Source organism: Pseudomonas sp. NY11955, from assembly GCF_048068035.1.
Taxonomy (GTDB): Bacteria; Pseudomonadota; Gammaproteobacteria; order Pseudomonadales; family Pseudomonadaceae; genus Aquipseudomonas.
In genome coordinates this window covers 105800-127341 of record NZ_JBLUPS010000014.1, presented here as the reverse complement: position 1 = coordinate 127341, position 21542 = coordinate 105800, and the positions used below count along the sequence as shown (strand labels likewise).

The window sequence follows — 21542 nt, the reverse complement described above, 5'->3', positions numbered from 1 at the left end:
TCCGGCGTGAGGGTTTGCTCATGGGGAACAGTCGTCAGGTGTTCATGCGGGATGTCCGGCAAGCTTGCTTTCTGCGGCAATGTCCTCCAGGTCCTTGAATCGATCCCCGATACGGGGGTGGACACGCCCGCCATCACTGGCACCAATGGCGATGACGATCTCGTCAGGGCCAGGTGCGTCGGCGATCTGGAAGGTGGAGGTGATGAAGTGCGAGCGCTTACCTGTCTCGGACTTGTGGATCATCGGCACGCTGAGCAACGCACCCGCGCCAACCCGGGTGTTGATGAAGCTGAGAAACGCCGTGCCATCCACCGCCTCGCGGTACACGTCGCCAAAACGCAGGGTGTGGATCAGTGCGGCGGCGTGCTCGATCTCGCCGCTGGTGCCCACCACCGCGGCTTTCCCATAGGCCTGTACACGCTCTTTGGGCAGGTGGGCCACCAATGCTGCGGACATCATTTGGCCCAACTCGGGTGCCAGACGAACGATCTCGGGACTCAGGTCTTCGACGAAACCTTGGCCGGCCCAAGGGTTGCGCAGCACGGCGGCGACAACCACCGAGGTAATCGGCCTGGGGGCGTCCTTGCCGCCTTCCTGATGGGTAGTTTCGATAAACGTCACGATCTTGCGGATATCAGCGGGCATCAAAGCCTCCAGGACAGTGGGCCATGTGGGTTTGAAGGCCATGCTAGTCACTGATTCGGCGCGAATCTTCCGTCGAACCATTGCAAGATTCTGTTATTTTTCCTCTGATTCGATTAATCCTTATCAGTGAAAGGGGTACCCGATGCCTGAACAACAAGAAAAAATCACGGCGTTGCGGCGGGTGGCGAGCCAGATCAGTTCCGACGAGGACCTGGAATCGTTGCTCGGTGAGTTGACCCGCTCAGCCTGCCAGCAAGGTGGCTGGGACCTTGGGTCTGTGATGTGCATCGATCTCGCTCACGGATACGGTGTGGTCATGGCGCGCTATGAGAGCAGCCGTTTGCCGCAGAAAATGCAGGACCGCTGGGAACTGGCGACCAGTCCCTCGCTGATCGCGTTGCAAAGTGGGGAGCCGGTCTACATCCGCGATGCCCAGCACACCACACGCTTTCCGGGCTATCGGCGTGACGCCCTGGCACGCAACTACCGCACCGTACTGGCCCTGCCGATGCCCAGCAGCGATGCTGAAGGACGTCCGATGGTGCTCACCGTCATTTCGCGCTCGGTCAGGGAGGTGGCCGAGGAGGACCTGACCTTCATGGCCGCGGTGGTTGATCTGGGGGCGATCGCCGTGGACCGTGCCCATCGGCGCCGTGCGCAACTGGAAGCCAATGAGCAGTTGCAACGCATTCTCGGTTCGCAGCGTTCGCTGTTACGCAACGTGCTGGCGGGCGACTCGTTGCAAGCCTTGGCCGCCACCCTGGGCGAGTTGCTCGGTGGCGCGGTACTGGTGGCGGATTTCTCCGCCGGCCACGTGGTCGGCTCGGCTTCGGCCTTACCGGCACTGTACGATGACGCGCAATGGACACGCTGGCTGGCTGGCAGCGGCGGGCGCGAGTTGCTGGGCTACATTCACGACACCTTGCAGCATCAGCGTGACGGTCAGGTGATGCTGCCGCTTGAGGGAGAGCACCGGCTGGCGGCGCACATCGAAGCGCTGACGGTGGATGATGAACAGGTCGGTGCGCTGCTAGTCGTGGGTGATGCGCCGCCCGACACCCTGCGCAAGCTGCTATTGGAAAACGCCTGTTTTGCCTTGAGTGTGCAATTGATGCGCAGCGTGATCCGCTACCGTTTCGAGACCCGTACCCTGACCGAGTTGTTTTCCGAGATCGTCGAGCGACGCTTCCGCGATTCGGAGGATGTCCTCGCGCGCGCCCGGCGCCTCGGCTTGCCGTTGGCGGCGCCGCTACGCATGTTGATCATGGATTTTGCAGGTCATGCAAGCCATCGGAGCAACCTGATGCTCGAATGCAGCCGGCAGGTTTCCGGCCTGGCCAAGCAGTTGCAGGTGCCCATGCACATGGTCACCCTGGGTAGCGGCCTGGTCTGCCTGCTGCCGGTAGACGCCGAGCAGGTCGCGGTGCAAGCGCGGTTCGGGCGGCGTATCGCCGATGCCCTTGGGCGTGTGCTGGGCCATGAGCCGATCGTGGTGCTGGGGGAAACCTTCGAGGGGCTCGAGCCTTTGGCTATCGAGTGGGAGCGCTGCTGGCGAATGATCCGGGTGGCGCGTGACTACGGGCGTAGCGGCATGCTCGAAATGCCGGACCTGGGTGCGCTGCCTGTGCTCATCGGTGCCGCCGACGCCACCGATGTGCGGCACTTCGTCAGCGGTACCCTGGGCAAGCTGATCGAATATGACAAGCGAAACGCCGCGCCCTACCTCGAAACAGTGGCGGCGTACCTTCGCTCAGGGTGTCGCAGCCAGTTGGCCGCCGATGCGATGGGCTTGCACGTGACCACGCTGCGTTACCGGTTGGCACGGATTCAGGAACTGTTCGGTCTGGACTTCGATACGCCGGAGCGGCGTTTCGCCGTTGAACTAGCGCTGCAGTTGCACCAGCTGACTACCGGCGCAGAACTGGGCAAAAGGTAAGGGGCAGGGCGCCCTTGGGGAACGCGCCAGGGGTAGTCCGCTTTGCTCTTAAACCGAGAATAAATCACCGATTATTCCTCCATTCCTAGGAGGACCCCTGCCTGTCACCGTCCCTATAGTTGACCTCAATCAATGCAACGGCATTCTTGAGGTGAGTGACATGCAGACCGTTGAACACGCATACAAGACGATAGACCCAATGGCCCTGCGCCGTGCCTTCGGTACGTTCGTCACCGGGGTAACCGTGGTCACGACCCGTGACGAGGAGGGTAGCCCGAGGGGCATGACCGCCAACTCGTTCACCTCCGTTTCTCTTGACCCGGCGTTGCTGCTGGTGTGCATTGGCAAGGGGGCCGCGAGCTATCCGGTGTTCCTGCAGGCCGACAGCTTTGCAGTCAACCTGCTGCACGAAGGGCAGGTCACGCTTTCCAACGTCTTCGCCTCCAAAGCCCTCGACAAATTCGACCAGGTTAGCCACGTCGCGGTACACACCGGGGCACCGGTGCTGACCGATTGCCTGACCTGGTTCGACTGCACGGTGCACCAATGCATCGACGCAGGTGACCATATCATCCTGCTCGGCCAGGTCCAGGCGTTCGGTACCAGCCCTGAGGCGCCGTTGGGTTTCTGTCGTGGCCGCTATGCCCAGGTCAAGGACCCACTGCCACCGGGCTGGCTCTCGGCGAGCGACATGATCACCGGCTACCTGATCGAATCCGAAGGGCGCTTGCTCCTGGCCGAGGATGGCAAGGGCGGCTGGGTACTGCCGACCGCCTCGCGTCGGCTCAAGGACGGCCGTCTGCCGCTGTCCGTGGGCGGCGAGCTGGCGCTGTTGCCCGATGACACCTTCCTCTATTCGGTATTCGACACCGCCGATAACGACCCGGGTTATCTGATCTATCGCGCCAAACTGGGTGAGTCACGGGTGGAGGATGCGCTGCCGCCGTCGCTGCACTTCTTCTCCCTCGATCAACTGCCCTACGAAACCATCACCTCCCACGAGATACGCGCCATGTTGCAGCGCTATGCGCGTGAGACCGAGCGCGGCAGTTTCGGCATCTACATGGACTCCCAGGAAGGCGGGCGTGTCGCGATGGTCGGCAGCGCGCAGAGCTGGGACAAAGCCTACTGAGTCAGAAAGCAATCAGGAGTTGGTAACACATGCAAACCACACTGCAAAGCCTGCAAGGCTCACGGCAGCAACTGTTCATCGACGGCCAGTTCACCGCCGCCCAGAGCGGCGAGTTCCTGCCCAGTTTCGACCCAACCACCGGGCAGCCCTGGTACGAGTTCTCCCAGGCCGATGCGCGGGACGTTGATGCAGCGGTACGTAGCGCACAGGCTGCATTGAAAGGCACTGCCTGGCGGCGCATGACGCAGACTGAGCGCGGCAAGCTTGTACGCCGGCTGGGTGAGCTGGTAGCGGTTCATGCCGACGAATTGGCGCGCATCGAGTGCCGCGACAACGGCAAGCTGCTCAAGGAAATGGTCGCGCAGATGCGCGGGCTGCCTGACGCGTTCTACTACTTCGCCGGCATGGCCGACAAGCTGCAGGGCGACACCATCCCGGTCAACAAACTCGATGCGCTGAACTACAACCTGCGCGAGCCGATTGGCGTGGTGGCCATGATCACGCCTTGGAACTCGCCGCTGATGCTGCTCACCGGCACCCTGGCGCCGTGCCTGGCGATCGGCAACACGGTCGTCATCAAACCGTCCGAACACACCAGCGCGTCGACCCTGGCATTGGCGGAGCTTGCCATCCAGGCCGGTATTCCGCCGGGTGTGATCAACGTGGTGACGGGCGATGGCGCGACGACCGGCGAGGCGCTCAGTCGCCACCCTGGCGTTGCCAAGTTGGTGTTTACCGGAAGCAGTGCCACGGGCCGCAAAATCGCCGCCAATGCGGCGCAGAACCTGGTGTCGTGCCAGATGGAACTGGGCGGCAAGTCGCCCCATGTGGTGTTCGCCGACGCCAATATCGAGCATGCGGTCAACGGCGTAGTCGCCGGCGTGTTCGCCGCCGCCGGGCAAACCTGCGTCGCTGGCTCGCGTTGCTTCGTCGAGTCGTCGATCTACCCTGCGTTCGTCGATGCGCTGGTCGAGCGCACACGGCGGATCAAGGTCGGCCACCCGACCATGGAGGACACCGATATCGGCCCGCTGGCGCTGGCCGCGCAGTTGGAGAAAGTCGAGCACTACGTCGATTCAGCGGTCCGAGAGGGCGCCCGTGTGGCTGTAGGCGGCCGGCGCGCAGCTGAAGCAGTGGGCGACGGTGGCTGGTACTTCGAACCGACGGTCATTGTCGATGCGCGCAACGACATGCGCTTCATGCGCGATGAAATCTTCGGCCCGGTAGTCGGGGTCATTCCCTTCGATACCGAAGCGCAGTTGATTGAACTGGCCAACGACACCGAGTACGGCCTTGCCGCAGGTGTCTGGACCCGAGACATCAGTCGCGCCATGCGCTTTGCCCGTGACGTCGACGCCGGCACGGTCTGGATCAACACCTATCGCTCGACGGCCTATATGTCGTCCAACGGCGGCATGAAGAACAGCGGCTACGGCACCCGCGGGGGCTTCGAGGTGATGCGTGAGTTTTCGCGCTTGAAAAACGTGCTGGTGGACTATTCCGAGACCTTGCAGGACCCATTCGTCATCCGCCTGCGCTGATTGCGCTTGCCCAACCTCACACGACTGGAGACAACAACAATGAAATTCGCAGTTTCCCTGAGCATGGAGCGCTTCAACCCCGAGGAGCGGATGAGCGACAAGATCCACAACTTCCTCAAGCTGGTGCGCATGGCCGATGAGGGTGGCTTCGAGACCCTGTGGACCGCCGAGCACCATACACTCGAGTGCACGATCTCGCCCAACCCGTTCATTACGCTGACTTGGCTGGCCCAACACACGCAGAACATTCGCCTCGGCACCTCAACGCTGGTGGCACCGTACTGGTCGCCGATTCGCCTGGCGGGTGAGTCCGCCTTGTGTGACCACTTGACAGGTGGGCGCCTGGAGTTCGGTATCGCCCGCGGTGCCTACCAGTATGAGTTCGACCGCATGGCCGGCGGCATCCCGCAGCAAGAAGGGGTGGCTTACATGAAAGAGTTGTTGCCGGCGGTGAAAAAGCTCTGGCAGGGGGATTATGCCCACGATGGCCACTACTGGAAGTTCCCGGTCGCGACCTCGGTCCCCAAGCCGCTGCAGCAGCCACATCCGCCAATCTGGGTCGCCACGCGTGATCCGGCAAGCTTTGACTGGGCCGTCAGTGTCGGCGCCAACATCCTGTCCACGCCGTTGTCAGCGCCGGCCAGCGAAGTCGTCGTGCTGGGTGAGAAGTTCCGCAAGGCGGTGGCCGACCATCCCGAGGTGCCGCGCTCGCGCTTCATGATGCAGCGCCGCACCTGTGTCTACGACCGTGAGCAGGACTGGGAAGTGGCCGTGCGCCACAGCATCGACTACGGCCGCGCCTTCGAGAACCTGATGCAGAACATCGGCACAGTGAACAACGGCTTCCCCGAAGCGGTACCCTATGAGCGGGTGGCCAACCGCGACAGCTACAACCCCGAGGCGATCCGCGAGAACCTGATGTTCGGTACCCCCGACGAGATCATCCGCAAGCTTGAAGTGTACGAGGCGCAAGGGGTCGACCAATTCTGTCTGGGGCTGGCTTTCAACCTGCCGTTCGAGCTGCAGGAGAAGACGCTGCGCCTGTTCATCGACGAAGTCATGCCGCACTTCGCCCGTCGCGCCGCTGCGCGTCAGGCCGGTTGAGACGGACAGGGAGCGCATATGCTGACGCAAACCTCCGACCCATCGGGCATGATCCAGGGCACCCTGGCCACCGGCGGCATCGAACTGAACTACCGCCTGCAGGGGCGCGGCCCGCGCCCGCTGGTGTGCATCCACGGCGTGGGCTCGTACCTGGAAGCCTGGGACGCGGTGGCCAGCCACCTGGCCGAGGACTTTCGCATCCTCACCTTCGACCTGCGTGGCCACGGGCGTTCCTCGCGGGTGTTCGGCCGCTACGAAATCGACGACTTCGTCGGCGACACCCTGGCGCTGGCCGCCCACGTGGGCTTTGACACCTTCGACCTGGCCGGTTTCTCCCTGGGCGGCCTGATCGCCCAGCGCCTGGCCCTGCAACACCCACACCGGCTGCGGCGCCTGGCGCTGTTGGCCACGGTCTCCGGGCGCACCCGCGAGGAACGCACGCGGGTGCTGGAGCGCTTGGCGGCATTGCAGGAGGGCGAGCGCGGCTCGCACCATGATGCCTCGCTGTCACGCTGGCTGTCGGAGGATTTCCAGGCGCGCAATCCGGAGCTGATTGCCCGCCTGCGTCAACGCGACGCCGAGAACGACCCGCAGTGCTACGCGGCGGCCTATCGGGTGCTGGCCGAGACCGACTATGGCGGCTTCATCGACCAAATCCAGGTACCCACCCTGATCGCCACCGGCGAACACGACCAGGGCTCCAACCCGCGCATGGCGACGTTCATGCACGAATGCATCCAAGGCTCCAGGTTGGAAATCCTGCCGGGGTTGCGCCACTCGATCCTGATCGAGGCGCCACGGCAGGTCGCCGGCCTATTGCATGAGTTTTTCATGGACGATCAGTGAGTGGACGGGCACGCCACCAAACCCGCTGTGGCGGGGGCGTCGGTCCGGTCAGTGAGATTCTGTTTGCTACGAGAGTGCTGGCAATGAACATCGAAAAACGCATCCCCCGAATAAAAAGCGGTTCGATATCCCTCCACCTGGCCGCCTTGCGTGAGGCCGGGCCTTCATCGACTGCCGTGTCCCCGCGAACTCGGTTCGCGGGCCATCCGAATTTGCACGAGGAGTCGCAGCCATGACTGACCGACTGGTCATCGAGAATCTCTACAAGGTGTTCAGCGACAAGCCCGGCCCCGCGCTGGCGATGCTGCGCGAAGGCAAGGGCCGCGCCGAGGTGCTGGAATCCCTGAGCCAGGTGGTGGGCGTGGACGACGTGTCGCTGCGCGTCCCGTCCGGCTCTATCTACATGATCATGGGGCTGTCCGGCTCGGGCAAATCGACCCTGGCGCGCTGCATCAATCGCCTCAACGAGCCCAGCGCCGGGCGCATCCTGCTTGATGGCGAAGACCTCTGCGCGCTGGACGAAGAGGGCCTACGCGAGGTGCGCCGCTCGCGGATCTCCATGGTGTTCCAGCACTTCGGCCTGCTGCCTAACCGGCGAGTGATCGAGAACGTCGAGTTCGGCCTGAAGATGCGCGGCACCGCGCCGGCCCAGCGCCGCGCCCGGGCCGAGGAAGTGCTGGCGGTGGTGGGTTTGAGCAAGTGGGCCTACCACATGCCCCATGAGCTCAGCGGCGGTATGCGTCAACGGGTGGGCCTGGCCCGCGCCCTGGCCACCGACGCCGACGTGCTGATCATGGATGAGGCGTTCAGCGCCCTCGACCCATTGATCCGCACCGAGATGCAGGATGAATTGCTGCGCCTGCAACGCACCCTGAACAAGACCATCCTGTTCATCACCCACGACTTCCAGGAAGCGCTCAAGCTTGGCTCGCGTATCGCCATCATGTCCGAAGGGCGGGTGGTGCGCGAAGGCACGCCGCAGTCGATCGTCATGGAGCCGGGCAGCGAGTACGTGGCCGGCTTCACCCGCGAGGTCGACCGCGCCAGGGTGTTCGACGCCGCTTCGGTAATGACCGCGCTTACGCCGGTGTGGCGTGGCGAAGGCCGCACCCTGCTGGGTGCCAGCAGCCAGGGGCCTGGGTTCCTGGTCGATGGCGAGCAGCGGCTGCTGGGCATCCTCAGTCAGCAGCAGGTCGCCCTGGCCTGCAGCGGCCAGCAGGCGCCGCAGCCCGCTTCAGGCTTCACCTGCGTGCCGAGCACGGCACGCCTGGTGGACGTGGCGCCGCAGTGCATTGGCGGCCAGCCGGTGGGGGTCACGGACGAGGCCGGGCGGCTGCTCGGGTTCCTGGATGCTGGGCATATTCTCGCCCGTATTGGCGCCGCTCAGGGCGTGGAGGTGCGACATGCTTGAAGCCAACGACCTGGCGGTGTTCCCCATCGCCGACTGGATACAAAACGGTGTGCAGTGGCTGGCGGAGAACTTCCGTCCACTGTTCTCCAGCCTGAAATGGCCGATCGAGCAGTTGCTCAACTTCGTCGACGGCGCCTTCCATGCCATGCCTTTCCCGGTGATGGTGCTGTTGACCTTCGTGCTGTTCTGGCGCCTGTCCAACCTTCGCGTGGCGCTCTTCAGCGTTGCCGCCTACGTGGCTATCGCGGTGCTTGGGGTGTGGTCGGAGGCGATGACCACACTGTCGCTGATCACCACGGCCATCGTGTTCTGCGCGGTAATTGGCATTCCCATCGGCATCTGGTGCGCACGCAGCCCTGGGGCATGGATGGTGGTGCGCCCGGTGCTGGACGTGATGCAGACCACGCCGACCTTCGTGTACCTGGTACCGGTGGTGATGCTGTTCGGTGTCGGCAACGTACCCGGTGAGGTGGCCGTGGCCACCGCGGCGATGCCGCCGCTGATCCGCTTCACCCAGTTGGGCATTTGCATGGTCGACAGCGAGATCGTCGAGGCCGGCCAGGCGTTCGGGGCCAACAAGTGGCAACTGTTGTGGGAGGTGCAACTGCCGCTGGCAATGCCGACCATCCTCGGTGGCCTGAACCAGACGGTGCTGACCGCGATGGTGATGTCGGTGGTGATCTCGATGATCGGCGCCGAGGGCTTGGGCCTGGTGGTGCTGCAGGGCATCGGCCGGCTCGACGTTGGTGGCGCGGCGGTCGGCGGCATCGCCATCGTGTTGCTGGCGATCATGCTTGACCGTTTTTCCCAGGCACTGGGCGCGCCCCGGCCAGGCAAGAGCCTGACCTTGAAAAGCGTGCTTCGCCGCTGCCTGCGCGGTGAACGCCTGCTGTCCCAGGGGCGCTGAGCCGCAACACCTTGCTTGATGCGTTTGCGTGTGTGCCACAACCCGATAACGAGCATAAGAAGAAGGTAGACAACGATGAACATGTTTCACAAGACGCTCGCCTGCGCCGCCGTACTTCTGGCCCTGACGGGCACCGCCCGAGCCGAAGGGCTGCCTGGCGATGGTCGGACCATCCGCTATGCCCAGGACAGCAGCTTGGGCGGCAACTATGTGGTGGCGCAGATCGTCTCCGACGCCTTCAAGGCGCTGGGATACAAGGTCAAGCTGGTCACCCTGGACAATACCCTGTTCTTTCCCGCCGTGGCCCAACGAGACATGGACATCGGCACCGATATCACCCTGCCGCAGCGCGAGCCGGGCTTTCGTGCGGTGGCCAAGGACGCCGAACTGGTGGGCGAGGGGATGATCATTGGCGGTGGCATCAACGGCTACTTGATCGACAAGAAGACCGCACTGGCCAACAACATCACTACCCTGGACCAGTTGAAAGATCCGCAGGTCGCCGCGCTGTTCGGCTCCAGTGGCAAGGCCGAGCTGACCAGCTGCGACCCGGCCTGGAGCTGTGGCAAGGTGATCGACTACCAGATGAAGGCTTTCGAACTGACCGGTACCGTGCGCCAGGTGCGTGGCAAGTACGAGGCGCTGATGGCCGACGTGGTGACCAAGGTCAAGGGCGGCAAACCCGTGTTCTTCTACGCCTGGAGCCCGTCATGGGTGACCAATGCGCTGGTACCGGGTAGCGACGTGCTGTGGCTGCCTACGCCCAAGGACGCGCTGCCGCCGGACATTCCCAACGACGGCTCGGCGCTGGTCAAGGACGTCGAGGGCTGCGCCGGCGATGCCAACCCGTGCCGCATGGCCATGGGCTCGTGGAATTACCATACGGTAGCGAACAAGCAGTTCCTCGCCGACAACCCGGCGATCCGGCAACTGATGCAGCAGGTGCATTTCCCCACCGCCGTGTGGTCGCAGTGGGAGGCGGCGATCGGCAAGGAGGGCGGCTCGCCGGAAATGATCCGCAAGCTCGCCGACCAGTGGATCGGCGCCAACCAGGCGCAGTTCGATCAGTGGGTGGCCGCGGCCAAGTGACAGTCACGCCGGGGCGGCTGGCGCCCCGGCGCTTATCCAGAATCGAAACGGAGAACCTTGCATGAATCAGGAACTGTTTGAACGCGGGCTGCAGACCCGTCGTGAAGTGCTCGGCGACGCCTACGTGGACGCCGCCCTGGCCAACGCTGATGAGTTCGGCATGCCGATGCAGGAATTGGTGTCGCAATACTGCTGGGGCGATGTATGGAACCGGCCGGGCCTCGACCGGCGCACCCGCAGCCTGCTCAACCTGGCCTTCATGACTGCCCTCAACCGGCCGCACGAGCTCAAGCTTCACATTCGTGGCGCACTGAACAATGGGGTGAGCAAGGAGGAAATCCGCGAGGTGTTCCTGCAGGCGGCGATCTACGCCGGGGTGCCGGCGGCGGTGGACAGCTTCCGCTGCGCCCGTGAGGTGTTCCAGCAGGATTGATGCCTCGGCACGGGGCGCTCGCGTCAGCGCTATTGCGAGCTTGCCCCGTGACACAGCCACTGCAGGCACACTTGCAACCCTTCCCACGGTGATACTCATGGACTACCGCTACTTGGGCCGCAGTGCCCTTAAGGTCTCCCCGTTGTGCCTGGGCACCATGATGTTCGGGGGTGCCACCGACGAACCGACCGCCCAGCGCATCATCGCCCACGCCCAGGCCCTGGGTGTCAACTTCATCGACACCGCCGACGTTTACACCGGCGGTGCCGCCGAGTGTATCGTCGGCCGGGGCATCGCCTCCCGGCGCTACGACTGGGTGCTGGCGAGCAAGTTCGGCTCGCCCGTCGATACGGCCCCGAACCGTCAGGGCCAATCGCGCAAATGGATCAATCAAGTCGTAGAAGCAAGCCTCAAACGCCTCGGCACTGACTACCTGGATATCCTCTACTTCCACCGTGCCGTTCCCGGCGTGACCCTGGAGGAGGGCGTGCGCGCCGTCGGCGACCTGATTCGCCAGGGAAAGGTACGCTATTTTGCGGTGTCGAACTTCCGCGGTTGGTACATTGCCGAAGTCGTGCGTCTGGCCGACGATATGGGCCTGGACCGGCCGGTGGCCAGCCAACCGCTGTACAACTTGGTCAACCGCACCGTCGAAGTCGAACAATTGCCTGCTGCCCATCACTACGGTTTGGGCGTTGTGCCCTACAGCCCGCTGGCGCGGGGTGTTCTGACCGGCAAGTACGCTCCAGACGGCCCGCCACCTGCGGACAGCCGGGCAGGGCGCGGCGACCAGCGCATCCGCCAAACCGAATGGCGACGCGAATCCTTGCACATTGCCCAATCTGTTGCGGCCCACGCCGCCTCGCGCGGTACCAACAGTGCTGCCTTTGCCCTGGCCTGGGTCCTCAACAACCGCTGCGTTAGCTCGGTTATCGCCGGGCCGCGCACCGAGGCGCAGTGGCACGGTTACCTGGAGGCATTGCAGGTGCGTATCGAGGAACAGGACGAGCGCTTCGTCGACAACCTGGTGCCGCCTGGGCATTGCTCCACGCCGCATTACACCGACCCTAGCTATCCGGTCGAGGGGCGCTTCAGTTCAGCTCACGGCCGGCCGCTATCGCCCCAAAGCGGACGCTGAAAAAACTGATGTCGTAGTGCTATGCGCACTCTGTGGGAGCGGGCGTGCCCGCGAACACCGGCGCAGCCGGTGCCAGTCTACGCGTTTGATTCTTCGCGGGCGCGCCCGCTCCCACAAAGGTTGCTGTTCGGCTCACTGGCAGCTTTGGGTCGAGAGCTGCCGGACGCGAATGGCCGCACTCGACCCTTTGTAGCCGTTCGAAATGTCTACGAAACCGAGGTCAACTATGTATCGGCTGACAACTCGCCGGCAACCAGGCAGCGGAGGCCTGGTTGCGGGGCGGGCGTCAGAGCGTCGTGGCGAGGGTCTTGAGCTGGTGCTTGAACACCTTGCCACTCGCCGAAGCGGGCAGGCTCTCTAGCACCCAGATGTGGCTGGGTCGTTTGTAGGGCGACAGGTGTTTGCTCAAGTAAGCCTTGAGTGCGGCGACGTCGAACGTTTCAGGCGAGGTAACCTGGACGAATGCCACCACTTCTTCGTTGCCATCGATCGGCCGGCCGACCACTGCGCTGAGCACCACACCAGGAAAACCCATCAATGCGCCTTCGACTTCGGGTGGGTAAACATTGAAGCCTGAGCGGATGATCAACTCTCTGCTACGCCCGACGATAAACAGCGCGCCATCCGCATCTTGGCGAGCCATGTCACCGGTGTTCAGCCAGCCGTCGGTGTCGATCACTTCGGCTGTCTGCTCGGCGGCGCGGTAGTAGCCCTTCATCACGTTGGGGCCGCGTACCCACAGTTCGCCGACCTCCCCAATCCCCACCGTGGCCTTTCGCTCGCTATCGAGCAAGCGCACCTCAAGCCCTGGAATGGGTCGCCCGACTGAGTTGTCCTGGCGAGGCTCGTCGATGCGAGTCTGGCTGACCGTCGGCGAGCTCTCGGTCAGACCATAGCCGTTGTGCAGGGGGAGGCCGAAGTACCGCTCGACCGCCTGCTTGAGCGGCAGGTCCAAGGGGGAGCCACCTGCATACATAAAACGCAGGTTGGGCGCCTGCAGCTGCAGCACGCCGCTGTCGGCCAACTCCAGCAGTTTGGCGTACATGGCGGGAACCCCCTGCATGAGGGTAATGCCGTCCTCGCGCAGGGCCCGTGCCAGTTGAAGGGGGTCGAAGCGTGCTTCAAGCTGCAGCGCGGCGCCCGCGAACAAGCTGGCCAGGCACACTGCCGATAGGCCGTAGACGTGGGAAATCGGCAGCACTGCATAGACCCGGTCGTCGGCATTCAACTGGCGCAGCAGGCTGGCGGAGTGGGCGATGTACAGGAGGTTGCGGTGGGTCAGCATCACGCCCTTGGGGGCGCCGGTGGTGCCGGTGGTGTAGATCATCACCGCCACCTGGCAGGCTGGGTCGTTGTGCACCGCTTCGGGTTCGCAGGCCTCGTTGAGCGGGCCGAGGTGGTAGTCGCCCAGTGCCGTGGCCGTGCGCAGCTCAGCACCGGCCTGGGCAGCATGTGAGGCCGCATCGCGCGAGACTGCACTCGTGTACAGCACGCGACGAGCACCGCAATGCAGGCGGATGTTTTCCAGCTCGCCTGGCGAAAGGCGCGCATTCACCACGACCGACCAGGCGCGCAGCCGGCTCAGGGCCAGCAGTGAAGCGACCAGCAGGCCGCAGTTTTCGGCCACCAGCATGACCCGGTCGCCTGCGCGAACGCCATCGCCCTCGAAGGCTTCAGCCAGGGTGGCCACCGCTTGGCGCAGATCGCCATAGCTCAATGTCGTGCCACGCTCATAGAGTGCCGGAGCATAGGCGTGCAAGGGCGGGTGGCGGTCGAGCAATTGGTCCAGATAGTCTGGCAGGCCCGCCAGTACGTGTTCACGGGTCAACATATCAGTTCAGCCCCGCACGACGGATGAGGTTGCGGGCGATCACCAACTGCTGGATCTGCGTTGTGCCTTCGTAGATGCGGAACAGGCGTACGTCGCGGTAAAAGCGCTCGATGCCATATTCGCTGACGTAGCCGGCGCCACCGAAGATCTGTACCGCGCGATCGGCCACCCTCCCGCACATTTCCGAGGCGAACATCTTGCAGCAGGAGGCCTCCATGGACACATCCTGCTTGAGGTCGCGCTTGCGAGCGGCGTCGATCACCATGCTGCGCGCGGCATAAATCTCGGCCTGGCTGTCGGCGAGCATCGCCTGGATCAGCTGGAACTCGGCCAACGGTTGGCCAAACTGTTGGCGCTCCATGGCATAGCTCAGGGCGTCGGCGAGCATCCGTTCGGCCGCACCGACGCAGATGGCGGCGATGTGCAAGCGGCCCTTGTCGAGCACTTTCATCGCAGTCTTGAAGCCAACCCCCTCGACGCCGCCAATCAGGTTGGCGGCGGGAATTCGGCAATTCTCGAAGATCACGTCGCAGGTATGGGCGCCTTTCTGGCCCATTTTCTGGTCGATCTTGCCCAGCGACAGGCCAGGAGTGCCGGCGGGGACGATGAAAGCGGAAATTCCGCTGGCCCCCTTCATTTCGCTACTGGTGCGGGCCATGACGGTGAAGATGCCAGCCTGTGGGGCGTTGGTAATGAAACGCTTGGTGCCGTTGAGCACGTAGCTGTCACCCTCGCGCTGCGCACGGGTGCGCAGCGAGGCGGCATCGGAGCCGGAACCAGGCTCAGTGAGGGCGAAAGCGCCGATCAACTCGCCGCTGGCCATGGCCGGCAGGTAGCGCTGCTTCTGCTCTTCATTGCCGTCGAGGATCAAACCCTGGGAGCCGATGCCATTGTTGGTGCCGATCAGCGAGCGGAAAGCCGGCGAAGTCTTGCCCAGTTCGAAGGCGACCAGGGCTTCCTCTTCCATGCTCAGGCCAAGGCCGTCGTATGCCTGTGGGATACACAGGCCGAACAGTCCCAGCGCCCGCATTTCCTCGACGATGTCGGGGGGGATGCAGTCGTGCTCCGCCACGTCGCCCTCGGCGGGCACCAGCCGTTCGCGGACGAAGCGCGACAGGTTGTCGAGCAGAAGATTGAGAGTTTCCGGATCGTTGATCATGCAAGACCTCTTATTGGAATTGTCAGCCCAGACTGGCTTCTACATTGCGCACCAGGTGCGATAGGCGTGGCCCCAGATCGTCCTCCAGCATGTGCTGGCGCAAGGCGAATGCCGGGCCCCCGCAACTGAACGCGACAACCCCGGAACCATCGGGTTTTACAAGTGGGACGGCGACAGCGTTGATGTCTTTCTGCCAATCGCCGCAGGACAGGCAGAAGCCCAGCTCCTGGTACTGACGAAAGGCTCTTTCCAGTTGTTCGCCGAGGGCCGGCCAGTTCTCCGGGTTGCGCGTACGCAACTGGTCGAGCAGCACCTCACGCTCGTCTTGGGGCAGGGCGGCCAGGTACGCGCGGCCCATGGCGGTGGTAGCCAACGGCACCCGAGCGCCGACGTCCAGGCGCAGGGTCAGCGGGCCGCTGCCCTGGCAGTTTTCCAGGTAGACCATGCTCAGGCGATCACGGGCACCGAGGGACACCGAGCTCTGGGTCTGCTCGGCGAATTCGGCCATCAGCGGGCGGGCCTGACGGCGGATGTCCAGCCCGCTCAGGTGCGCATAGCCAAGGGCGAGCACGCCGGTGTCCAGGGCGTACTTGCCCAGGCTCTCGACGTACTGCAGATAACCCAGGCGTACCAGGGTGTAGGTCAGGCGCGACACGGTGGCCTTGGGCAGGCCGCTGCGCAAGACCAGTTCCTGGTTGCCCAGCAGCCGTTCGCCGGGGCGGAAGCAACGCAACAGCTCAAGCCCTCGGGCCAGTGCGGTGACGAACTGGCGGTCCTGGTCGAGGCCTTGCTGGTCGAGTTCGGTATCGAAAACGTTGCGCTTGGTCATGGTCGTTCCTCATGCGTCGGGCGGTGGGCTCGCGATCGCCGGCCGGACTCTGGCACAAGCTGAAAGCGATAGTCAATAAATCGAAATGAAGTTTCGCATAGCGGAACTTGTGTGGCTAGCAATAAAACCATGCACTGACGATATCGGTTATTTACCAATTGCAAATTGAGGGAGCACTTGCGTAGGCTAAATTTTAATGCAAAACACAGTTCCGCAATGCGGAACATAATAATAAGAGGTAGGTATGGAAGAGACGTGGATCGATCGCCCCTTGCCTGGAGTGGCGCGGATTTACCTGAACCGGCGGGAGGCGCGCAACGCGCTGAACCAGGCTGTGCGTGAACAGCTGGCAGCGCATTTTCGCAAGCTGGGCGCCGACCCGAGTGTCCGCTGCATCGTCCTCAGCGGAGGCACCCAAGTGTTCGCCGCAGGCGCCGACATCCGCGACATGGCCGAACGCGGCGCCGTGGAAATGCTGCTACGCCAGACGCACTTGCTCTGGGCAGCCATCGCCGATTGTCCGCAACCGGTCATCGCCGCCGTGAACGGCTATGCCATGGGCGGCGGTTGCGAACTGGCCATGCACGCCGACCTGATCATCGCCGGGCGCAATGCCGTGTTCGCCCAGCCAGAAGTGCGCGTGGGGGTGATGCCGGGGGCCGGAGGTACCCAGCGGTTGACCCGTGCAGTTGGCAAGTTCCAGGCCATGCGCATGCTTTTGACCGGCATGTCGGTGAGCGCCGAGCAGGCCTTGCGCATGGGCCTGGCGAGTGAGGTGGTGGAGGACGACCAGGTGCAGTTCCGAGCGCTGGAGCTGGCCGAGCAGATCGCCGGGTTGCCGCCGCTGGCGGTCCGGCAGATCAAGGAAGTGGTGCTGGCAGGCCAGGATGCGTCGCTGGGCACCGCATTGATGCTCGAGCGCAAGGCCTTCCAGTTGCTGTTCGATTCGGCCGACCAGAAAGAGGGCATGCGCGCCTTCCTGGAAAAACGCCAGCCAACCTATTCGGGGTACTGAGCATGAACCCACGTGAAATCACCCTCATGGCAGTGGTCGGTGCGGGCGTCATGGGCGCGGGAATTGCCCAGCTGGCGGCCCAGGCCGGGGTCACGGTACAGCTGTTCGACAGCCGTGACGGCGCCGCCCAGGCCGCGCGGCAAGCCATCCTTGCGACGTTGAACAATCTCGCAGCCAAGGGGCGGCTGAGCGCGCAGCAGGTTGCGGAGGCCGACCGGCACCTCAAAGTGGCCACGGCGCTGACGGACCTGGCCGATGCCCAGCTGGTGGTGGAGGCGATCGTCGAGCAACTGGAGGCCAAGCGCACGCTATTCGCCGACCTCGAGGCCGTGGTCGCCGACGACTGTCTGCTCGCCACCAACACCTCGTCGCTGTCGGTCACCGAAATCGCAGCGAAGTGCCGGGTGCCGGGGCGCGTTGGCGGCATGCACTTCTTCAACCCGGTGCCGCTTATGAAGATCGTCGAGGTCATCGACGGCCTGCAAAGCGAGGCCTGGGTCGGTCAGACCCTGCTGGCGCTGGGTCGACGCATGGGGCACCGCGCGGTGCTGGCCCAGGACACGCCAGGGTTCATCGTCAACCATGGTGGTCGCGGCTACGGTACCGAAGCCATGCGCGTGCTGGTCGAATCGGTGACCGACCCGCTGACCCTGGACCGCATCCTGCGTGAGCAGGCGGGGTTCCGCATGGGGCCGTGCGAGCTCTTCGACCTGACCGGCCTGGATGTCTCGCACCCGGTGACCGAGTCGATCTACCAGCAGTACTACCAGGAGCCACGCTACCGGCCGACCCACATCACCCGACAGCGGTTGGCCGCAGGGTTGCTCGGGCGCAAGGTCGGGCAGGGCTTCTACTGCTACCAGGACGGCGTTCAGCAGGTACCGGCAGAAGCCCTGGCGCCGCTGGTGGCGCTGCCGCCGATATGGGTCAGTGCGGCACGCCCCGAGGCGCGAGATGCCGTGCTGGCGCTGCTGGAACGCCTGGGTGCCGACGTCGAACTGGCTGCAGGGCCCAGCACCGAAGCCCTGTGCCTGCTGCTGCCGCTGGGCCAGGATGCCACCCATGCAGCCGTCGCCGAAGGCCTCGACCCGGAGCGCTGTGTGGCCCTCGACACGCTGCTGCCGCTTGAGCGCCGCCGCGTGCTGATGACCACCCCAGTTACTGGCGCAAGCTGGCGCGCCGCCGCCCATGCCTTGATGGCCAGAGACGGCACGCCGGTCAGCATCATCCGCGACAGCGCCGGATTCGTCTCGCAGCGGGTGCTGGCGCAGGTGGTCAACATCGCCTGCGACATGGCCCAGCAGGGTGTGGCCAGTGCCGCAGACATCGATAGCGCCATCTGCCTGGGCCTTGGCTACCCCATGGGCCCGCTGGCCTGGGGGGATGCCCTGGGCGCAGGGCAGGTGCTGCAGATTCTTGACCAGCTTCACGCCTATTACCGCGATCCACGCTACCGCCCTAGCCCCTGGCTGATGCGCCGCGCGCACCTGGGGCTTTCGCTGCTGACCGCTGAAAACGATCACTGAAAAGGAACACGTCAAATGCTCGAAGCCTATATCTATGATGGCCTGCGCACGCCGTTCGGCCGCCACGGCGGCAGCCTCGCCGGGGTGCGCCCCGACGACCTGGCGGCTCAGTTGATGAGCGCTCTGGTGGCACGTTCGCCCTTCGCCGCCGAGCAGATCGAGGACGTTATCCTCGGCTGCACCAACCAGGCAGGTGAGGACAGCCGCAACGTCGCACGCAATGCCCTGCTGGCGGCCGGCCTGCCGGAAAGCGTCCCTGGCCAGACCGTCAACCGCCTCTGCGCCAGCGGCCTGGCAGCGGTACTTGATGCCGCCCGCGCCGTCACCTGTGGCGAAGGCGAACTGTACCTGGCCGGTGGCGTGGAAAGCATGAGCCGCGCCCCTTTCGTCCTGGGCAAGAGCGAGTCCGCTTTTAGCCGCGAGGCGAAGCTGTTCGACAGCACTATCGGCGCGCGCTTCCCCAACCCACAGGTCAGTGCCCGCTACGGCGAGCACAGCATGCCGGAAACCGCCGACAACGTGGCGCACGACCATGGCATCAGCCGTGAGGATGCCGATGCGTTCGCGCTGGCCTCGCAGCAGCGCTACGCCGCCGCCCTGGCCGACGGCTTCTTCGAAGGCGAGCTGCTCGAAGTGCAAGCGCCGGCCGGGCGCAAGTGCACCCTCGGCGTGGCGCAGGACGAGCACCCGCGTCCGCAGGCCACGGCCCAGGACCTGGCCCGGCTCAAGCCGCTGTTCAGCGATGGCGTGGTGACTGCTGGCAATGCTTCGGGCATCAACGACGGTGCCGCCGCGCTGCTGATCGGCAGCCTTGCCCTGGGCGAGCGCCACGGGGTACGTCCACGGGCTCGGATCCTGGCAGGTGCCGCCAGCGGTGTGGCGCCACGGGTCATGGGCATTGGCCCGGCCCATGCCATTCCAAAGGCCTTGGCCCGTGCCGGCCTGAGCCTGGCGGACATGGACCTGATCGAGATCAACGAAGCCTTCGCCGCCCAGGTGTTGGGCTGCCTGAAGCTGCTTGACCTTGCGGCCGATGACCCGCGGGTCAACCCCAATGGCGGCGCCATCGCCCTCGGCCACCCGCTGGGCGCGTCCGGTGCGCGGCTGGCGTTGACGGCACTGCGCGAACTGGAACGGCGCGGTGGCCGCTATGCGGTGGTCAGCCTGTGCATCGGCGTCGGCCAAGGCCTGGCTGTTGTCATCGAGCGACTTTGAGGATTGACCATGACGACTTATGAAGCTCCCCTGCGGGACATGCGTTTCGTGCTTGACGAACTGTTGCAGGTCGAAGGCTATGCCGACCTGCCGGGTTTCGCCGATGCGCCGCTCGACGTCACGAACGCCATCCTCGAAGAGGCCGGCAAACTGGCCAGTGGCGTCTTGGCTCCGCTCAATGCCGTCGGTGATGAGCATGGCTGCACACTGGTCGATGGCGCGGTGACTACCGCGCCAGGTTTTCGCGATGCCTATCGGCTGTATACCGAAGCGGGCTGGACGGGCCTGACCGCGTCCCCTGAATACGGTGGGCAGGGGTTGCCCCATGTGCTGGGTATCGCCGTGCGCGAGATCATGACCAGCGCCAACCTGGCTTTCTCGATGTTCGCAGGGCTCACCCACGGTGCGGCGAACGCCATCGCCAGTGGAGGCACGGTGCAACAGAAGGCGCTGTACCTGCCGCCAATGATCGAGGGCCGCTGGACCGGTACCATGAACCTGACCGAGCCGCACTGCGGCACCGACCTGGGCTTGCTGCGCAGCCGCGCGGAGCCCTTGGCCGATGGCAGCTTCAGCATCAACGGCACCAAAATTTTCATTTCCGCCGGCGAGCACGACCTGGCCGAGAACATCATCCACCTGGTGCTCGCCCGCCTGCCGGATGCACCACCAGGCGTGAAGGGCATCAGCCTGTTCATCGTGCCCAAGTTCCTGGTCAACGCCGATGGTTCCCTCGGCCCGCGTAATGCCGTGCGCTGCGGATCGCTCGAAGAAAAGATGGGCATCCATGGCAACCCCACCTGCGTGATGAACTACGACGGCGCCACCGGTTACCTGGTCGGTCAACCCCACCAGGGCCTGCGGGTCATGTTCGTGATGATGAACAGTGCGCGGCTAGCAGTCGGGGTACAGGGCCTGAGCCTGGCTTCGGTGGCCTACCAGAACGCTGTGCACTACGCCCGCGAGCGTCTGCAAGGGCGGGCGGCAGGTGGCGCAGCGACACCGGAGCAGCCCGCCGACCAGATCATCATGCACCCGGATGTGCAGCGCATGCTGCTCATCCAGCGCGCCTTCGTCGAAGGGGGCAGGGCACTGACATACTGGGCCGGGTTGCAGGTCGACCTGTCTCACCAGCACCCGGATGCGGGGGTGCGCGAAGCGGCCTCTGATCTGCTTGGGCTGCTCACGCCGATGATCAAGGCCTATTGCACTGACCAGGCGGTGGAATGCACCAGCCTGGCGATACAGTGCTTCGGCGGTCACGGCTACATTCGCGAATGGGGCATGGAGCAGTTCCTGCGCGATGCGCGCATCACGCCGCTTTATGAGGGCACCAACGGCGTCCAGGCCATGGACCTGGCGGCGCGCAAGCTCAAGCTAGATGACGGGCGGGCGATCAAGCGCTTCCTCGCACGGGTAGGCGACTTCTGTGACGCTCATGCCGCCGAGGTCGCCGAGGTACAGGCCTTGCGCCTGGCCCTGGCCGACCTGGTGGCGGCCGTCGATTACCTCGCTACTGCGGATGCCTCGGCAACGGCGGCGGGAGCAGTCGACTTCCTGCACCTCACGGCCCTGGTTGCCCTTGGCCTGCAATGGGCGAACATGACCCTGATAGCTGGCCGGCAGCTGGCGCGGGGCACGAGCGAAGCCCGCTTCTACCAGGCCAAGCGCACCACCGCGCGGTTCTACTTCGAGCGTATACTGCCCGACACGGCTGTCCACCTGCAGCGCATCGGCCTGGGCGCCGACACCCTCAGGGCATTGGCGCCCGACCAGTACTGACAG

18 protein-coding genes are annotated in these 21542 nt (G+C 64.5%); 14 read left to right on the top strand and 4 right to left on the bottom strand.

Annotated elements, in window-relative coordinates; translation table 11 throughout:
* Positions 1-42: 42 nt before the first annotated feature.
* Positions 43-645, bottom strand: coding sequence for an amino acid synthesis family protein (locus tag ACNFBR_RS23165; protein ID WP_416736968.1), 603 nt, complete (start codon positions 643-645; stop codon positions 43-45).
* 142 nt (positions 646-787) lie between these two features.
* Here ACNFBR_RS23165 and ACNFBR_RS23160 point away from each other — a divergent pair, with 142 nt between their 5' ends.
* From ACNFBR_RS23160 to ACNFBR_RS23115, 10 genes are all read left to right on the top strand, one after another.
* Complete coding sequence (locus ACNFBR_RS23160; RefSeq protein WP_416736967.1) at positions 788-2581, top strand: helix-turn-helix domain-containing protein; 1794 nt, start codon at positions 788-790, stop codon at positions 2579-2581.
* A 160-nt stretch (positions 2582-2741) separates the two neighbouring features.
* Complete coding sequence (locus tag ACNFBR_RS23155; RefSeq protein WP_416736966.1) at positions 2742-3713, top strand: flavin reductase family protein; 972 nt, start codon at positions 2742-2744, stop codon at positions 3711-3713.
* 29 nt (positions 3714-3742) lie between these two features.
* A complete protein-coding gene (locus tag ACNFBR_RS23150; protein WP_416736965.1) occupies positions 3743-5254 on the top strand; it encodes an aldehyde dehydrogenase in 1512 nt (503 codons plus the stop codon).
* Positions 5255-5293: 39 nt separating this feature from the next.
* The gene (locus ACNFBR_RS23145) at positions 5294-6358 is read left to right on the top strand and encodes an LLM class flavin-dependent oxidoreductase (protein WP_416736964.1); all 1065 of its coding nucleotides are present in this window, start codon (positions 5294-5296) and stop codon (positions 6356-6358) included.
* A gap of 18 nt (positions 6359-6376) precedes the next feature.
* Positions 6377-7204, top strand: coding sequence for an alpha/beta fold hydrolase (locus ACNFBR_RS23140; RefSeq protein WP_416736963.1), 828 nt, complete (start codon positions 6377-6379; stop codon positions 7202-7204).
* A 232-nt stretch (positions 7205-7436) separates the two neighbouring features.
* Entirely contained in the window at positions 7437-8615 is a 1179-nt protein-coding gene (locus ACNFBR_RS23135) for a quaternary amine ABC transporter ATP-binding protein (RefSeq protein WP_416736962.1), read from the top strand.
* Positions 8608-9522, top strand: a complete 915-nt coding sequence (locus ACNFBR_RS23130; RefSeq protein WP_416736961.1) for an ABC transporter permease — start codon at positions 8608-8610, stop codon at positions 9520-9522. Before ACNFBR_RS23135 ends, ACNFBR_RS23130 begins: the two co-directional genes overlap by 8 nt.
* A gap of 75 nt (positions 9523-9597) precedes the next feature.
* Positions 9598-10611 (top strand): glycine betaine/L-proline ABC transporter substrate-binding protein ProX, encoded by a 1014-nt coding sequence (gene proX, locus ACNFBR_RS23125; protein WP_416736960.1) that lies wholly within the window; start codon positions 9598-9600, stop codon positions 10609-10611.
* Positions 10612-10672: 61 nt separating this feature from the next.
* On the top strand, positions 10673-11044 hold the full coding sequence (pcaC, locus tag ACNFBR_RS23120; protein WP_416736959.1) for a 4-carboxymuconolactone decarboxylase: 372 nt from the start codon (positions 10673-10675) through the stop codon (positions 11042-11044).
* A 97-nt stretch (positions 11045-11141) separates the two neighbouring features.
* Positions 11142-12182, top strand: coding sequence for an aldo/keto reductase (locus ACNFBR_RS23115; protein WP_416736958.1), 1041 nt, complete (start codon positions 11142-11144; stop codon positions 12180-12182).
* A gap of 286 nt (positions 12183-12468) precedes the next feature.
* On the opposite strand, the gene ACNFBR_RS23110 is transcribed toward ACNFBR_RS23115, so the two are convergent.
* From ACNFBR_RS23110 to ACNFBR_RS23100, 3 genes are read right to left on the bottom strand one after another with little or no spacing between them, the layout of a single operon-like run.
* Complete coding sequence (locus tag ACNFBR_RS23110) at positions 12469-14013, bottom strand: class I adenylate-forming enzyme family protein (protein WP_416736957.1); 1545 nt, start codon at positions 14011-14013, stop codon at positions 12469-12471.
* 1 nt (position 14014) lies between these two features.
* Positions 14015-15172 carry an acyl-CoA dehydrogenase family protein gene (locus ACNFBR_RS23105; RefSeq protein ID WP_416736956.1) on the bottom strand — a complete coding sequence of 386 codons (1158 nt, stop codon included), beginning with the start codon at positions 15170-15172 and terminating at the stop codon, positions 14015-14017.
* Between the two features lie 22 nt (positions 15173-15194).
* Complete coding sequence (locus ACNFBR_RS23100) at positions 15195-16001, bottom strand: IclR family transcriptional regulator (protein WP_416736955.1); 807 nt, start codon at positions 15999-16001, stop codon at positions 15195-15197.
* 244 nt (positions 16002-16245) lie between these two features.
* Between ACNFBR_RS23100 and ACNFBR_RS23095 the strand changes: the two genes are divergently transcribed.
* Genes ACNFBR_RS23095 through ACNFBR_RS23080 form a run of 4 tightly spaced genes read left to right on the top strand, consistent with a single transcriptional unit; the run spans position 16246 to position 21539 of the window.
* Positions 16246-17016, top strand: a complete 771-nt coding sequence (locus ACNFBR_RS23095; RefSeq protein WP_416736954.1) for an enoyl-CoA hydratase — start codon at positions 16246-16248, stop codon at positions 17014-17016.
* A 2-nt stretch (positions 17017-17018) separates the two neighbouring features.
* Complete coding sequence (locus tag ACNFBR_RS23090; RefSeq protein ID WP_416736953.1) at positions 17019-18542, top strand: 3-hydroxyacyl-CoA dehydrogenase; 1524 nt, start codon at positions 17019-17021, stop codon at positions 18540-18542.
* Between the two features lie 15 nt (positions 18543-18557).
* Positions 18558-19757, top strand: coding sequence for a 3-oxoadipyl-CoA thiolase (locus tag ACNFBR_RS23085; RefSeq protein ID WP_416736952.1), 1200 nt, complete (start codon positions 18558-18560; stop codon positions 19755-19757).
* A gap of 9 nt (positions 19758-19766) precedes the next feature.
* Positions 19767-21539, top strand: coding sequence for an acyl-CoA dehydrogenase C-terminal domain-containing protein (locus tag ACNFBR_RS23080; RefSeq protein WP_416736951.1), 1773 nt, complete (start codon positions 19767-19769; stop codon positions 21537-21539).
* Positions 21540-21542 lie beyond the last annotated feature (3 nt).